The sequence below is a fragment of the Hoeflea sp. 108 genome (assembly GCF_000372965.1).
Taxonomy (GTDB): Bacteria; Pseudomonadota; Alphaproteobacteria; order Rhizobiales; family Rhizobiaceae; genus Aminobacter.
In genome coordinates, this window is the sequence record NZ_KB890024.1 from 2771229 (window position 1) to 2784907 (window position 13679).

The 13679-nt window shown below is 63.8% G+C and carries 15 protein-coding genes; 4 read left to right on the forward strand and 11 right to left on the reverse strand.

Translation table 11 applies throughout. The features are described from left to right. Positions 1-4 precede the first annotated feature (4 nt). Entirely contained in the window at positions 5-616 is a 612-nt protein-coding gene (locus tag B015_RS0113755) for a glutathione S-transferase (protein WP_018428286.1), read from the reverse strand. 39 nt (positions 617-655) lie between these two features. After that, complete coding sequence (locus B015_RS0113760; RefSeq protein ID WP_018428287.1) at positions 656-1273, reverse strand: thermonuclease family protein; 618 nt, start codon at positions 1271-1273, stop codon at positions 656-658. Positions 1274-1349: 76 nt separating this feature from the next. On the opposite strand from B015_RS0113760, the gene B015_RS0113765 reads away from it, so the two are divergent. Next, positions 1350-2861, forward strand: coding sequence for an ATP-binding protein (locus tag B015_RS0113765; protein ID WP_018428288.1), 1512 nt, complete (start codon positions 1350-1352; stop codon positions 2859-2861). On the opposite strand, the gene B015_RS0113770 is transcribed toward B015_RS0113765, so the two are convergent. Next, positions 2858-3853, reverse strand: a complete 996-nt coding sequence (locus B015_RS0113770; protein WP_018428289.1) for a nicotinate-nucleotide--dimethylbenzimidazole phosphoribosyltransferase — start codon at positions 3851-3853, stop codon at positions 2858-2860. The two genes, B015_RS0113765 and B015_RS0113770, sit on opposite strands and share 4 nt — an antisense overlap. 199 nt (positions 3854-4052) lie before the next feature. Here B015_RS0113770 and B015_RS0113775 point away from each other — a divergent pair, with 199 nt between their 5' ends. Beyond that, positions 4053-4283 carry a DUF1289 domain-containing protein gene (locus B015_RS0113775; RefSeq protein WP_018428290.1) on the forward strand — a complete coding sequence of 77 codons (231 nt, stop codon included), beginning with the start codon at positions 4053-4055 and terminating at the stop codon, positions 4281-4283. 15 nt (positions 4284-4298) lie between these two features. Continuing rightward, positions 4299-5000: a TIGR02281 family clan AA aspartic protease gene (locus tag B015_RS0113780; protein WP_018428291.1), complete on the forward strand. Its 702-nt coding sequence runs from the start codon at positions 4299-4301 to the stop codon at positions 4998-5000. Here the strand turns inward: B015_RS0113780 and dusA are convergent. The 7 genes from dusA to B015_RS0113815 all read right to left on the reverse strand — a co-directional run bounded on the left by dusA (position 4997) and on the right by B015_RS0113815 (position 12151). Beyond that, entirely contained in the window at positions 4997-6001 is a 1005-nt protein-coding gene (gene dusA, locus B015_RS0113785; protein WP_018428292.1) for a tRNA dihydrouridine(20/20a) synthase DusA, read from the reverse strand. The two genes, B015_RS0113780 and dusA, sit on opposite strands and share 4 nt — an antisense overlap. Before the next feature lie 121 nt (positions 6002-6122). Then, positions 6123-6542 carry a YbaN family protein gene (locus tag B015_RS0113790; protein ID WP_018428293.1) on the reverse strand — a complete coding sequence of 140 codons (420 nt, stop codon included), beginning with the start codon at positions 6540-6542 and terminating at the stop codon, positions 6123-6125. 24 nt (positions 6543-6566) lie between these two features. Beyond that, positions 6567-7709, reverse strand: coding sequence for an alpha-hydroxy acid oxidase (locus tag B015_RS0113795; RefSeq protein ID WP_018428294.1), 1143 nt, complete (start codon positions 7707-7709; stop codon positions 6567-6569). 124 nt (positions 7710-7833) lie between these two features. Then, positions 7834-8181, reverse strand: a complete 348-nt coding sequence (locus B015_RS0113800) for a VOC family protein (protein ID WP_018428295.1) — start codon at positions 8179-8181, stop codon at positions 7834-7836. Positions 8182-8254: 73 nt separating this feature from the next. Beyond that, complete coding sequence (locus tag B015_RS0113805; protein ID WP_018428296.1) at positions 8255-9052, reverse strand: xanthine dehydrogenase family protein subunit M; 798 nt, start codon at positions 9050-9052, stop codon at positions 8255-8257. Positions 9053-9176: 124 nt separating this feature from the next. Continuing rightward, on the reverse strand, positions 9177-11528 hold the full coding sequence (locus B015_RS0113810; RefSeq protein WP_026227256.1) for a xanthine dehydrogenase family protein molybdopterin-binding subunit: 2352 nt from the start codon (positions 11526-11528) through the stop codon (positions 9177-9179). A 122-nt stretch (positions 11529-11650) separates the two neighbouring features. After that, on the reverse strand, positions 11651-12151 hold the full coding sequence (locus tag B015_RS0113815; RefSeq protein ID WP_026227257.1) for a (2Fe-2S)-binding protein: 501 nt from the start codon (positions 12149-12151) through the stop codon (positions 11651-11653). 268 nt (positions 12152-12419) lie between these two features. Here B015_RS0113815 and B015_RS0113820 point away from each other — a divergent pair, with 268 nt between their 5' ends. Further along, a complete protein-coding gene (locus tag B015_RS0113820; protein WP_026227258.1) occupies positions 12420-13118 on the forward strand; it encodes a fumarylacetoacetate hydrolase family protein in 699 nt (232 codons plus the stop codon). Positions 13119-13138: 20 nt separating this feature from the next. On the opposite strand, the gene B015_RS0113825 is transcribed toward B015_RS0113820, so the two are convergent. Further along, positions 13139-13630 carry a MaoC family dehydratase gene (locus tag B015_RS0113825; protein WP_018428300.1) on the reverse strand — a complete coding sequence of 164 codons (492 nt, stop codon included), beginning with the start codon at positions 13628-13630 and terminating at the stop codon, positions 13139-13141. Positions 13631-13679 lie beyond the last annotated feature (49 nt).

Sequence of the window (13679 nt, forward strand, 5' to 3'; positions counted from 1 at the left end):
ATCGTCACGCGGCGGCACTCGGCCGTGCGGACAGCGCGGCATGCCAGCGCCGCACGTTCGAAAGTTCCTCGGGCACTGCAATGCGCGCGGGCTTCATGAAGTCGATGGCAATCAGTCCGGTGATATCGGCAATCGAGAGCGCATCTCCGGCAGCGAACTCGCGGCCCGCCAGCTCCTTGTCGAGCAGGCCAAGGAAGTCGACAGCCTTGGGCTTGTTGACCTCGCCCCACTCCGGCACCTGGGGCACCTCCCACGTCTTCATGGCGGGATGGATGTGGCGGAAAGCGAACCCGACGGGCAAGAACAGGTTAAGCTCGATGCGGCGCTGCCACATCTCCACCAGTGCCTTGCCCAGCGCACCGCGCCCGAACAGTGCCGGCTCCGGATGAAGCTCCTCGAAATAGCGGCAGATGGCGACGGATTCGGTAAGCACGGTGCCGTCGTCGAGTTCCAGAACCGGCAGCCGCTGCAGCGGGTTGCGGCTGGTGACATCCTGCTGCTTGTGTTCGAACGCCCCCATGTCGACACGCACGACAGGCACCTCGATGCCCTTTTCGGCCAGGAACACGCGCACGCGCCTCGGATTAGGCGCCTTGCCTCCATCGAACAGCTTCATGATGCCTCCTTGCTCTCCATGCCAACTATAGGCCGCAAGCTACGAGAATCGAAAAATTTCCCGCAGCCAGTTCCATATCCGACCATAGGGTCCGTGCTCGATCTCGACCATGTCGTCGTGCATGCGGCGCCAGTCGCGCGGACGCTCGAAATCGCCGGCCCAGACGCCCAGGCGGCCACGGCGCGCAATGTCCTCCTCGGCATCGTAGTCGCCGTATGCGACTGCCCAACCCGCAACAATTTGCGCGCGGTTGAGATTGACGCCACCGGCGGTGCATTCGCCGAGCAGCCGGCCGTATTTGTCGCGCTCCCAGCCGGTGCAGCTGACAGTCTTGCCAGCCACCATCTTCGACAACGCCTCGCGCGAACGCCGACCACAGGGATAGTCCTCGCCGTCCTTGCGGCAGATCTGCGCGTACTCAGGCGCATCGATGCCGCGCAGGCGGATGCGTTCGCCCTGCAGCGTGATCGAATCGCCGTCGTTGATCACGGCAACGCCCTCGGCGGTGCGTGTGCCCAAGCGGTCGAGGCGTGCCGACACCAGCACCAGAAGGCCAAGGATCGCAGCCGTCAACGCGTAATCGGCAAGCTTGCGCCATCGGCTGTGCGGACGCTGGAAACGGCGCTGCCGCGGCCTGCCGGACCACGAACGGCTCATATGGCAAACAATCCCTTAATCATTCCGGGGTAGCTTATGGAAGCAAAGAAAGCGCGCGCGAATATCGAAACTTCAAATGCCGTTGCAACGCTCGAACACGGCGGACAAGATCATTGTGGACCGCAGGAAACGCCATCGCAACAGCGATGTCGCGCGTGCGGTGCGCAAGACGCGCGATCGTCTGTCGCAGCAGCCGGGCGGCTTTGCCTTCGACCGCGAACTGCTGAAGCTCCACGCCCAATCCATCGTCGCCAATTCGGCCACCATGCCGCTGATGGTCGTGGCCTTTGCCGCCGCCGGCCTCGCGCTCGGCGCCGATGGCGACATGCTGATGTGGGCGCTGGTCGGGGTCATGGCCTATGTGGGGCTGGCGATCCTGGCCCGGCGCATCGACGCCTCCACCGAGTTGGCACCGGCATCTGCACGACGCAATTTCCTCGTCGGCCATTTCGTCACCGGCCTCGCCTGGGCCTATCTCGCAGCAATGTCGTGCGAGGCATGCGATCCCGAACAGCTGGCGATCGTCAAGGGCGCCTTCCTGCTCGGTGCCATGGCTGCGACAGCAATCGTGGCGTCGTCGTTGCGCGGCGCGCTGCTGCTCACATTCGCCGCTCCCGTGGCAGCCTATGCGGCCTTCGCAGTCAGGCTCACAGAGCCGATCGGCATCATCATGGTGGCGCTGCTGATCACGGCCCTACCCTTCTTCTCCTATGTGGCGAAGGTCATGAACCGCTCAGCGCTGATGCTGATGTCGTTCCGCTCAGAGATGGACGCGCTGATTGCCGAACTCGAGACCGCCAAGTCGATGTCGGACGAGGCGCGCCGCCGCGCCGAGGACGCCAATCTCGCCAAATCGCGCTTCCTCGCCACAATGAGCCATGAGCTGCGCACGCCGCTCAACGCTATCCTCGGCTTTTCCGAGGTCATGGCCGGCGAAGTGCTGGGCCCGATTAACAGTCCGACCTACCGCGAATATGCCCGCGATATCCACGACTCGGGCCAGCACCTGCTCGACCTCATCAACGAGATTCTCGACCTGTCCCGCATCGAAGCCGGCCGCTACCAGCTCAACGAAGAGCCGCAGATGGTGCTTTCGATCGTCGAGGACTGCTGCCACATGATGGAGCTGAAGGCCCGCAACAAGGACCTGCGCATCATCCAGGACTTCGAACCGGCCTTGCCGCGCCTTCTGGGCGACGAGCGCGCCATTCGCCAGATCACGCTCAATCTCCTGTCGAACGCCATCAAGTTCTCGCCGACCGGCGGCGAAATCCGCGTCCGCGTCGGCTGGACCGCCGGCGGTGGCCAGTACATTTCGGTCAAGGACAACGGCCCCGGCATTCCGCCGGAAGAAATCCCCATCGTGCTCTCCGCCTTCGGCCAGGGCGCCATCGCCATCAAGAGCGCCGAACAGGGCACCGGCCTCGGCCTGCCGATCGTGCAGGGCCTGCTTGCCCTGCACGGCGGCGAGTTCGAGCTTCATTCGAAGCTGCGCGAGGGCACCGAGGCAATTGCCATATTCCCGGCCGTGCGGGTGATCGACCGATTGCCGGCGATCCAGCCGCGCAGCGCAGCCGGCGGACGCTAGGCGACCGCGGCTGCCATGCCCGAGCTGATCTGCGCCGAGGTCTTGACCAGGCCGGCAGCAAGGCCTGCGCCGACACCTTCGCCATGATCGATGCCGAGGCCGAGCAGAGGACGTACGCCGAGCTTGGCCAGCAGTCGTGCGTGCCCCGGCTCGGTCGAGACATGCGAGAACATGCAATGGTCGAGCGCGTTCGGATGCTGGGCATAGAGCACGGCAGCAGCGGCTGTCGTCGCAAAGCCGTCAATGAGCACCGGGATCTTTTCCATGCGGGCAGCAAGGATCGCACCGGCGATTGCCGCGAACTCACGGCCGCCGACACGGCGCAGCGCCTCGAACGGATCTCTCAGATGTTCGCCATGGAGTGCCAGCGCCCGGTCGACGATTGCGGCCTTGCGCGCCTGCATGGCCACGTCGGCACCAGAACCCGGACCGATCCAATCGGCCCCCTTGCCGCCAAACAGGGCGGCCGAAAGCGCTGCCGCAACGGTCGTATTGGCGACACCGAGATCGCCGATACAGAACAGGTCGAAGCCGCCGGCGGTGGCCTCCATGCCGAAGGCCATGGTCGCAGCACAACCACGCTCGTCGAGCGCCGGCTCGACCGTCATGTCAGCGGTGGGCAGATGCAGCGCGAGGTCGAAGACCTTGAGGCCGAGGTCGTTGGCGACACAGATCTGGTTGATCGCAGCCCCACCCGCCGCGCAGAGTTCGACGCGCTGGGCAGTGGCTTCCATCGGCCGTGGCGAAACGCCATGGACCGCGACGCCGTGATTGCCGGCGAAGATCGCAACCGTCGGCTTCAGCACCGACGGCGGCGCCCGCCCGGTCCAGCGCGCCAGCCAGGCAGCAATATCCTCGATGCGTCCGAGCGAGCCCCTGGGCTTGTCGGCCTTGGCAAACAGCGACCACACCTTTCCCGCCTGCGCCACGTCGCCTTCGGGCAAATGGGCAAAGAGGTTGCGAAAATCGTCGAAGGGAGAAGCGCTGCTCATGGGATCGGGGCCTGCCGTTCACAAATCAATGCCTGCGGCATAGCTCTCCAGCTGTCCGAAGACAATCGCGGCATCATGCCCTCGCATGGCATTTCAGACGAGGCAACCGCCGGAAAGCGCTTGCAATGACGCAAAGGCTACATCATCTCTTTGGCTGACATTGTATGCATGTTGGCATGACCCGCCTCCGGAAGACTTCATGACCGCGATTGAAACGCCTTGCATTCTGGTCTGCCAGATCGACGACAAGACCGGCTATTGCTACGGCTGCGGACGGACCCGCGACGAGGTGTGGGCCTGGACTAAAATGACGCCCGAAGAGCGCCGCGAGGTCATGGCCACTCTTCCCGCACGCCTGGAAACGGTCGAACGCCGCCCTCGTCGCGAGACACGGCGCACCCGTATGGCCCGCGAACGCGGCATTGCCTGAGGATCATCACCTGACATGAGCCGCCTCTACTGGATCGTCATCGCGATACTCGGCGGCGGACTGCTGCTGCTCATGTTCAACGACAAGGCGGGCCAGACTTTCGGCCTCGACAATGACAGCTTTGGCCGCCTGGTCTATCTCGGAGCGCTGATTCTGGTCATAGGCGCAGGCATGGTCGGCCGCCGCGTGCGGTGGAGCGACGGCCTGCGCAACATCGCCATGTGGCTGCTGATCGTGCTCGTGTTCGTCGCCGGTTACCAGTACCGCTACGAGCTGCAGGACATCAGCAGCCGCGTGACGGCCGGCCTCATTCCCGGCAGCCCGATGTCCGCTTTCGACGGCGACGGCCGTGCCACGGTGACGCTCGACAAGCTGTCCAACGGCCATTTCGGCGCCCGGCTGTCCATCAATGGTGCGACCATCGACGCCATGGTAGACACCGGCGCCACCACCACGGTGCTGACCAAGGCTGACGCCATCAAGGCCGGCTTCGACCCTGGCCAGTTGAGCTTCACCATCCCCGTTTCGACAGCCAACGGCGTGGCGCATGCGGCGCGCGTGACGGCAGGAACCGTCCAGCTCGGTGCCATCGAGCGCAAGAACCTGCCCATGCTGGTCGCCGACGAAGGGCTCTTCCAGAGCCTGCTCGGTATGAACTTCATCGGCTCGCTGTCGGGCTTCGATGTCCGCGGCGACCGGATGATCCTGAGGGATTAAGCAGCTTCGCTGGCGCGGGTCAGGTCGACCGCTTCGAACGCCCGCCTCAGCACATCGGCGCCTGCGCCCGGCTTCGTCGCATCGGTCGACAGGATCTGGCGATAGCGCCGCGCGCCCGAAAGACCATGGAACAGCCCGACCATATGGCGTGTGACATGACCGAGGCGACCGCCTGAAGCGATATGCCGCTCGGCATAGTCGGCCATGGCGTCGATCAGCGCGGCGTAGTCGATGTCCTCGGCCACATCGCCATTCAACAATGCATCGACGCCGCCGAGCACGCTCGGCGTGTGATAAGCGGCACGCCCGAGCATGACGCCATCGACCTTGTGGAGATGCGCCCGGCTCTCGTCCAGTGTCTGGATGCCGCCGTTTATGCCGATGAACTTGTCCTGGTATCGCGCCTTGAGGCGATAGACCCGATCATAGTCCAGCGGCGGGATCTCGCGGTTTTCCTTGGGGCTCAGCCCCTCGAGCCAGGCCTTGCGGGCATGCACCCACAGCGCGTCGGTGCCGGCGGCAAAGACCATGTCGGCCAGCGCGTCGAGCGCCGGCTCGGGGTCCTGGTGGTCGACGCCGATGCGGCACTTCACCGTCACAGGCACGCTCACCACATCCTTCATCGCCGAAACGCATTCGGCGACCAGCTCCGGCGTCTTCATCAGACAAGCGCCGAACGTACCCGACTGCACCCGGTCGGAAGGACAGCCGACATTGAGGTTGATCTCGTCATAGCCAAAGCCCTCGCCGATGCGCGCGGCCTCGGCAAGCTTGGCCGGATCCGAACCACCGAGCTGGAGCGCGATCGGGTGTTCGACGGCATCGAAACCCAACAGGCGCTCGCGCGGGCCATGGATCACCGCATCTGCCACCACCATCTCCGTGTAGAGCAGCGCATCGCTTGATATCTGCCGGTGAAAGTTGCGGCAGCAGCGATCGGTCCAGTCCATCATGGGTGCGACAGCGACGATCTTGGCGCCGTCGGCATAAAGCTTGGTCATGGTTTCTCGAATGTGCGTGGGGCGGCAACCGCCTTCAGATAAGGCCGCTCCGTAGCACAACAAGGCGCTGGAGACCAAATCAGTCCTTCAACCCTGTCGAGGCTGATCGATACGCTTGCTATCAGCCATCCGCGTCAGGAGACCCGGGATCGGGCCGGGTTCCCACATAGAGGGCACCGGCGGCAAAGAACAACGTCACGACAAACGCCACGATCGCGCCCGGCTGGCTGAGCCAGAACAGGCCGTAGCCGATGGCCATGCCGGTCCAGGCCATCAGCTTGCCGCGGCGCGGAATGGCGCCTTCCTCGCGCCAGGCACGCAAGGGCGGACCAAAGGTGGGATGGCCGAGCAGCCATGCCTCGAAACGCGGCGACGAACGGCCGAAGCACCAGGCAGCCAGGATGACGAAGATCGTTGTTGGCATGACCGGCAGGAAAGCGCCGATGATGCCAAGCAGAAGCATCAGCAGGCCGAGCGCGAAATAGACCCCGCGCTTCGCATTCGACGTCACCGCGCCGGCACCTCGCACGAACCGTTTCATGGTCTTTTCGGCCCAGCCGCCCGGTCAGCGCCGGGCGATGATGCTGATGTCGACGTCCTTGATGTCGCGCAGGCCGCAGAAGGCCATGGTGACGTCGAGTTCCTTGCGGATGATGTCGAGGCAGGCGGTCACGCCGGCCTCACCGCCAGCGCCAAGGCCGTAGAGGAAGGCGCGGCCGATGAACACGCCTTTGGCGCCGTAGGCGATGGCCTTGATGACGTCCTGGCCCGAGCGGATGCCGCCGTCCATGAAGACCTCGATGCGGTCGCCGACGCGCGCGACGATCTCTGGCAGCGCCGAGATCGACGACACCGCGCCGTCGAGTTGGCGGCCGCCATGGTTGGAAACGATCAAGGCGTCGGCACCGCTCGCCGCCGCCTTCTCGGCATCCTCCGGATCGAGGATGCCCTTCAAGATCAGCTTTCCGCCCCACTGGTCCTTGATCCACTTCACGTCGTCCCAGCTCAGCGCGGGATCGAACTGCTCGGCCGTCCACGACGACAGCGAGCGCAAATCGGTGACGCCCTTGGCGTGGCCGGCGATGTTGCGGAAGGTGCGCCTGTTGGTGCGCAACATGTTGAAACACCAGCGCGGCTTGGTGGCGAGATTGATGATGTTGGGGATGGTCATGCGCGGTGGCGTCGACAGACCGTTGACGACGTCCTTGTGGCGCTGTCCGAGGATCTGGAGGTCGAGCGTCAGCACCAGGGCCGAACAGTTGGCAGCCTTGGCGCGCCGGATGAGATTCATGACGAATTCGCGGTCCCGCATCACATAGAGCTGGAACCAGAACGGCTTCGAGGTGTTCTCTGCGATGTCCTCGATCGAGCAGATGCTCATGGTCGACAGCGTGAAGGGAATGCCCGCCTTCTCGGCTGCGCGCGCGGCATGGATTTCGCCGTCGGCATGCTGCATTCCGGTCAGGCCCGTCGGCGCGATCGCTACCGGCATCGACACCTTTTCGCCGACCATCGTCGTTTCGAGCGTGCGGTTGCGCATGTCGACGGCCACGCGCTGGCGCAGCTTGATCGGTACGAAATCGCTCTCGTTTTCGCGATAGGTGCTTTCGGTCCAGGAGCCGGAATCGCAATAGTCGTAGAACATGCGCGGCACGCGGCGCTTGGCGATTGCGCGAAGGTCGGCGATCGAGGTTATCGGACGCGCCATTCCGTTATGCTCCACGTCTTGGGACTGCGATGAAACCGTGCGCGGCATGTAAGCCGCCTTGGCGATCGATGCCAAGGGCCACCCGGCAAGATGTTTGCCGGGGAACACCAGACTTTGGTTCTGCTCAGTGCCGGAGAATGTTGACCACGTTGCCGAAGGGATCGCGCAGGAAGAAACGCCTGACACCCCAGGGTTCGTCCGAAAGGTCGTAGACGATCTCATAGCCCGCCGCCCTGGCGCGTCGATAGATCTCGTCGACATCGTCGACCTCGATCGACAGCACCGGCACCGGGGTGCCGGAGCCGCCTTCGCTCGCGACACCGAGCTGCGGCGTCATCGTCCCACCGGACGCAAAGGTCAGTATCCAGCCATGATCCATGACGACGTCGAGACCCAGAAACTCGCCATAGAAAGCGCGGGCGGCCGCCGGATCGGCTGCATACAGATTGGCGACGATACGGCGAACGGCCATTTTGGGTCCCCTGTCTTTTCCGAGACGAAAAGGGGCCCGAAGGCCCCTTTGTGTATTCCATGTGGTCCGAAGGTCAGGCGTTCGCGGCGGCCACGGCGCGCTTGGCCATCACCACCACGAGATTGGCGCGGTATTCGGCCGACGCGTGGATGTCGGTCATCAGACTGCCTGATGGCACCGTCACACCCTCGAGTGCGGCAGCTTCGAACTTCTTGGTGAGGGCCGCCTCGATCTCCTTGGAGCGGAACACGCCGTCGTCGCCGGCCCCGGTCACGGCCGCACGCACGCCGTCCTTGCCCTTGGTCACGAAGACACCGGTCATGGCGTAACGCGACGCGGGGTTGGGAAACTTGGCATAGCCGGCCTTGGCGGGTGCAACGAAGCTGATCGCGGTGACCACCTCGTCGTCCTTGAGCGCCGTTTCGAACAGCCCCTTGAAGAACTTATCGGCCGCGATCTCGCGCTTGTTGGTGACGATTGTTGCGCCCAGCGCCAGCAGCGCTGACGGATAGTCGGCCGCCGGATCGTTGTTGGCGACCGAACCGCCGATCGTGCCGCGATGCCTGACTGCGGGATCGCCGATGTGGCTGGCCAGTCCGCACAAAGCCGGGCAGACCTTCATGAGCTTCTCATCATTGGCGACGTCGAAATGCGTCACCGCAGCACCGATGGTCACGTTCTTGCCCGAGACCTTGATGCCCTTGAGATCGGCAATGTGGGTAAGGTCGACGACATCTGAGGGTGCTGCAAGCCGCGTCTTCATCGCCGGGATCAGCGTCATACCGCCGGACAGGAACTTGCCGTCGCCGGATTTGACCTTTTTGACGGCGTCCGCGACCGAGGCAGCGCGATGGTAATTGACGGAATACATTTATCTTTCTCCCTTCGGGGAAAGAGCGAATGGGGAGTAGCTGATAGCGAGTGGAGATTTCGTCTCTGCGCCCGCCTTCACCTCTTCCACCATTTCGCTGCTCCCTATTCCCTGTTCGCTTCTCTCAGTGCTTCGTGCCGGCGCGAAGTGCTGCCCACACCCTGCCCGGCGTTGCCGGCATGTTCAGGTTGTCGTGGCCGAGCGCGTCGGTGATGGCGTTCATGACGGCAGGCGGCGAGCCGATCGCACCTGCCTCACCGCAGCCCTTGATGCCGAGCGGATTGCCCGGGCATGGCGTGTTGGTGGTCGACACCTGGAACGACGGCAGATCGTCGGCGCGCGGCATGGTGTAATCCATGTAGCTTGCCGTCAAAAGCTGTCCGCCGGCGTCGTAGACCGCGCCTTCCAGCAGCGCCTGGCCGACCCCCTGGGCGATGCCGCCATGCACCTGGCCTTCGACGATCATCGGGTTGATGATGTTGCCGAAATCGTCGGCGGCGACGAACTGCACGATATCGGTCATGCCCGTTTCCGGATCGACCTCGACCTCGCAGATGTAGCAGCCGGCCGGGAAGGTGAAATTCGACGGGTCGTAGAACGCCGTCTCCTTCAGCCCCGGTTCCATGCCCGACGGCAGATTGTGCGCCGTGTAGGCGGCAAGCGCCATCTGGAACCACGGCACGCTCTTGTCGGTGCCGGCCACCTTCAGCGCGCCGTTCTCGATGACGATGTCGCCCTCGTCGGCCTCGAGCAGATGAGCCGCGATCTTCTTGGCCTTGGCTTCTACCTTGTCGAGCGCCTTGACGACGGCCGACATGCCGACCGCACCCGACCGCGAGCCGTAGGTGCCCATGCCCATCTGCACCTTGTCGGTATCGCCATGGACGATGGAGACGCTGTCGAGCGGCACGCCGAAGCGTGAGTTGACCAACTGGGCGAAGGTCGTCTCGTGGCCCTGGCCGTGGCTGTGCGAGCCGGTCAGCACTTCGATGGTGCCGACGGCGTTGACCCGGACCTCGGCGGATTCCCACAGGCCGACACCGGCGCCGAGCGAACCCACCGCCGCCGACGGCGCGATGCCGCAGGCCTCGATGTAGCAGCTCATGCCGATGCCGCGCAGCTTGCCCTTCTTGGCGGCTGCAGCCTTGCGCTTGGCGAAGCCGGCATAGTCGGCCTGCTTCATTGCCGCATCGAGAGAGGCGGCGTAGTCGCCAGCGTCATAGTTCATGATCACAGGCGTCTGGTGCGGGAACTGGGTGATGAAGTTGGTCCGCCTGAGGTCAGCAGGCGAAACACCAAGTTCACGCGCGGCGATTTCCATCGTCCGCTCGAGCAGATAGGTCGCCTCCGGACGCCCTGCCCCGCGATAGGCGTCGACGGGAGCGGTGTTTGTGTAGACCGTCCGGACATTGGCGTGGATCGCCGGGATGTCGTACTGGCCCGACAGCAGCGTAGCGTAGAGATAGGTCGGCACGCAGGACGAGAACAGCGACATGTAGGCGCCGAGATTGGCGATGGTGTCGACCTTAAGCCCGATGATCCGGTTGTTCTTGTCGAAGGCCATCTCGACCTCTGAGACATGGTCGCGGCCATGCGCGTCGGTGAGGAAGCTTTCGGTTCGGTCGGCCACCCATTTTACCGGCACACCGGCGCGCTTGGAGGCCCACAGGCAGACGATCTCTTCCGGGTAGATGTAGATCTTCGAGCCGAAGCCACCGCCGACATCGGGTGCGATGACGCGCAGCTTGTTTTCGGGCGCCACATTGTAGAAGGCGCTCATGACAAGGCGTGCGACATGCGGGTTCTGCGAGGTGGTCCAGCAGGTATAGTGGTCTTCGGCCTTGTCATAATGGCCGAGTGCCGCGCGCGGCTCCATCGCGTTGGGCACCAGCCGGTTGTTGTGGATGGTTACTCTGGTCACGTGAGCTGCCGCCTTGAGCGCGGCGTCGGTCGCCTTGCCGTCGCCGATCTCCCAATCGAAGATCAGATTGCCCTCGGCTTCGGGATGCAGCTGCGGTGCGCCCTTCTTCAGTGCCTCGCCAGCGTCTATGACTGCCTTGCGCTCCTTGTAGGTGATGTCGACTGCCTCGGCCGCGTCACGCGCCTGTCCCTTGGTCTCGGCGACAACGATGACGACAGCGTCGCCGACATAACGGACCCGGTCGACCGCCAAAGGCGACCAGGCGCCCATCTTCATTGGCGAGCCGTCCTTGGAATGGATCATCCAGCCGCAGATAAGGTTGCCGATGCCGTCGGCCTTGAGCTGCTTGCCTGTCAGCACCGCAATGACGCCTGGCATGCCTTCGGCCGCCTTTATGTCGATCTTCTTGATGTCGGCATGCGCATGCGGGCTGCGTACGAATGCCGCGTGTTTCATGCCGGGCACGACCATGTCGTCAACATAACGGCCGCCGCCGGTGATGAACCTCTTGTCTTCCTTGCGCGTCACGCGCGCGCCGATGCCTTCCATTCCCATTTCAGTTCCTCCCGAACCCAAAGAGCGAATAGCGAATAGCGAATAGTGAGTGGCGATAAAGGGAGTCCATGCCGGCTTTCGGGAGATTTCCCTACTCGCGACCGGCCACTCCCTGTTTGCTCCTACGCTGCCTTCTTCGCCTTGCTCCTCGATGCCTTGGCCATGGTCTTCGATGCCGCGAGGATCGACTTGACGATGTTGTGGTAGCCGGTGCAGCGGCAGATGTTGCCTTCCAGCTCCGCGCGCACGGTTGCCTCGTCGAGGCCGTCGGGATGGCGCCGGATCATGTCGGTCGCCGTCATGATCATGCCCGGCGTGCAGAAGCCGCACTGCAGGCCATGATGTTCCTTGAATGCCGCCTGTACAGGGTGAAGGTCGGCGCCGTTGGCGAGGCCTTCGATAGTGGTCACGGTCGAGCCCGAAGCCTGGGCCGCGAGCATGGAGCAGGACTTCACGGCCTTGCCGTCGACATGGACGACGCAGGCGCCGCACTGCGACGTGTCGCAGCCGACATGCGTGCCGGTAAGACCCAGATTCTCGCGCAGGAAATGTACAAGAAGCGTGCGGTCCTCCACCGCAGCGCTGACCTTTCGGCCATTCACGACCAAAGTAACCTCTGACATGAAACCTCCCACTGTTGCCGCGACCGGCCAGGCAGACCCCGCACCCGTCAGGTGATCAAATCCTATCCCTGCAAATTGCGGCTGCAAGCCACAATTTGGAGACCAGACACGCATTGCGTGCAGTCCAGCGCAAATTCTTTCGCCTGAAGGCCGAAAAGTTGGAAGCAGACGGGGCTGGCGTGACAGCAGACGGCGGATCGTGCGAGAAGTCGCCAGCGCTTTCTTGGCCAACGCTTTCTTGGCCAGTGCTCTCACGGAGTGACCAGCCTTGTCGGAATTCGTCTTCGCCCCTCCCACACCTGCATCGGTCGCCGTATCAGGCTCTTCGGAGCGCTTTCCCGTGCGGCGCATCTTCTGTGTCGGCCGCAACTATGCCGCCCACGCCCGCGAGATGGGCAAGGATCCCGACCGCGAGCCGCCGTTCTTTTTCGGCAAGCCGGCTGATGCCGTCGTCGACAGCGGCATCACCATCCCTTACCCGACGCTGACCGAGGACCTCCACCACGAGATCGAGCTCGTCGTCGCCATCGGCCGCGGCGGCTCCAACATCCCCGAAGCCAAGGCGCTCGAGCACGTATGGGGTTATGGTGTCGGCATCGACTTCACCCGCCGCGACCTGCAGGACACGGCCAAGAAGATGGGGCGCCCCTGGGACTGGTCGAAGGGATTCGACCAGTCGGCGCCATGCGGCCCGATCGTGCCCGTCGCACGGAGCGGTCACCCATCGCATGGCCGTGTCTGGCTGGCGGTCAATGGTACGGTCATGCAGGAAGGCAATCTCAATGAACTGATCTGGACGATCCCAGAAGTCATTTCCATTTGCAGCCAGGCGATGGAATTGAAGGCGGGCGACCTGATCTACACCGGCACGCCGGCAGGCGTCGGCGCGGTCAATGCCGGCGACAAGGTCACCGGTGGCGTCGAAGGTATTGGCGAGATCGAGATCACCATCGGGGCGCGCCGCTAGCGCCCTGAGGGAAAGGAACTCTACGCCGTCGCCTTCTTTCGGCGCTCGTAGAGCATGACGAGCGTTTCGGCGACCAGCGCAGGCTTGGTTGCCCCCTCGATCTCGATGGTGTTTTCGGACTTGAGCAGATACTGCCCAGGGCCCTTGTCCTCCATCGACACCAGCACCGTGCGCATGCGCACGCGCGCCCCGACCTTGACGGGTGCAATGAAGCGCACCTTGTCGAGGCCGTAGTTGAAGGCAGCCTGTGTGTTCTCGGGGATGACGCCAATTTCCTGGATCAAGGCGCCGATCAGCGAAAGCGTCAGGAAGCCATGGGCAATTGTGGTGCGGAACGGGCTCTGGCGCCGCGCCCTTTCAGGGTCGACATGGATCCACTGGCGGTCTCCGGTGCAATCGGCAAAGCCATCGATGCGCGATTGATCGACCTCGACCCAATCGGACACGCCGAGTTCCTCGCCGACCTTGGCGCGCAGTTCCTCAAAGGTCCCGATCGGTTTTTCCAGGCTCATGTCCCACCTCCGAAAGCTTGGCGCAAACTGCGGACCATGAAGCCTTGCC

What these genes read in the sequence shown, in the direction of transcription:
- B015_RS0113755 (WP_018428286.1), bottom strand. Translation starts at nt 616, where the DNA reads ATGAAGCTGTTCGATGGAGGCAAGGCGCCTAATCCGAGGCGCGTGCGC.
- B015_RS0113760 (WP_018428287.1), bottom strand. Translation starts at nt 1,273, where the DNA reads ATGAGCCGTTCGTGGTCCGGCAGGCCGCGGCAGCGCCGTTTCCAGCGT.
- B015_RS0113765 (WP_018428288.1), top strand. Translation starts at nt 1,350, where the DNA reads ATGCCGTTGCAACGCTCGAACACGGCGGACAAGATCATTGTGGACCGC.
- B015_RS0113770 (WP_018428289.1), bottom strand. Translation starts at nt 3,853, where the DNA reads ATGAGCAGCGCTTCTCCCTTCGACGATTTTCGCAACCTCTTTGCCCAT.
- B015_RS0113775 (WP_018428290.1), top strand. Translation starts at nt 4,053, where the DNA reads ATGACCGCGATTGAAACGCCTTGCATTCTGGTCTGCCAGATCGACGAC.
- B015_RS0113780 (WP_018428291.1), top strand. Translation starts at nt 4,299, where the DNA reads ATGAGCCGCCTCTACTGGATCGTCATCGCGATACTCGGCGGCGGACTG.
- dusA (WP_018428292.1), bottom strand. Translation starts at nt 6,001, where the DNA reads ATGACCAAGCTTTATGCCGACGGCGCCAAGATCGTCGCTGTCGCACCC.
- B015_RS0113790 (WP_018428293.1), bottom strand. Translation starts at nt 6,542, where the DNA reads ATGAAACGGTTCGTGCGAGGTGCCGGCGCGGTGACGTCGAATGCGAAG.
- B015_RS0113795 (WP_018428294.1), bottom strand. Translation starts at nt 7,709, where the DNA reads ATGGCGCGTCCGATAACCTCGATCGCCGACCTTCGCGCAATCGCCAAG.
- B015_RS0113800 (WP_018428295.1), bottom strand. Translation starts at nt 8,181, where the DNA reads ATGGCCGTTCGCCGTATCGTCGCCAATCTGTATGCAGCCGATCCGGCG.
- B015_RS0113805 (WP_018428296.1), bottom strand. Translation starts at nt 9,052, where the DNA reads ATGTATTCCGTCAATTACCATCGCGCTGCCTCGGTCGCGGACGCCGTC.
- B015_RS0113810 (WP_026227256.1), bottom strand. Translation starts at nt 11,528, where the DNA reads ATGGGAATGGAAGGCATCGGCGCGCGCGTGACGCGCAAGGAAGACAAG.
- B015_RS0113815 (WP_026227257.1), bottom strand. Translation starts at nt 12,151, where the DNA reads ATGTCAGAGGTTACTTTGGTCGTGAATGGCCGAAAGGTCAGCGCTGCG.
- B015_RS0113825 (WP_018428300.1), bottom strand. Translation starts at nt 13,630, where the DNA reads ATGAGCCTGGAAAAACCGATCGGGACCTTTGAGGAACTGCGCGCCAAG.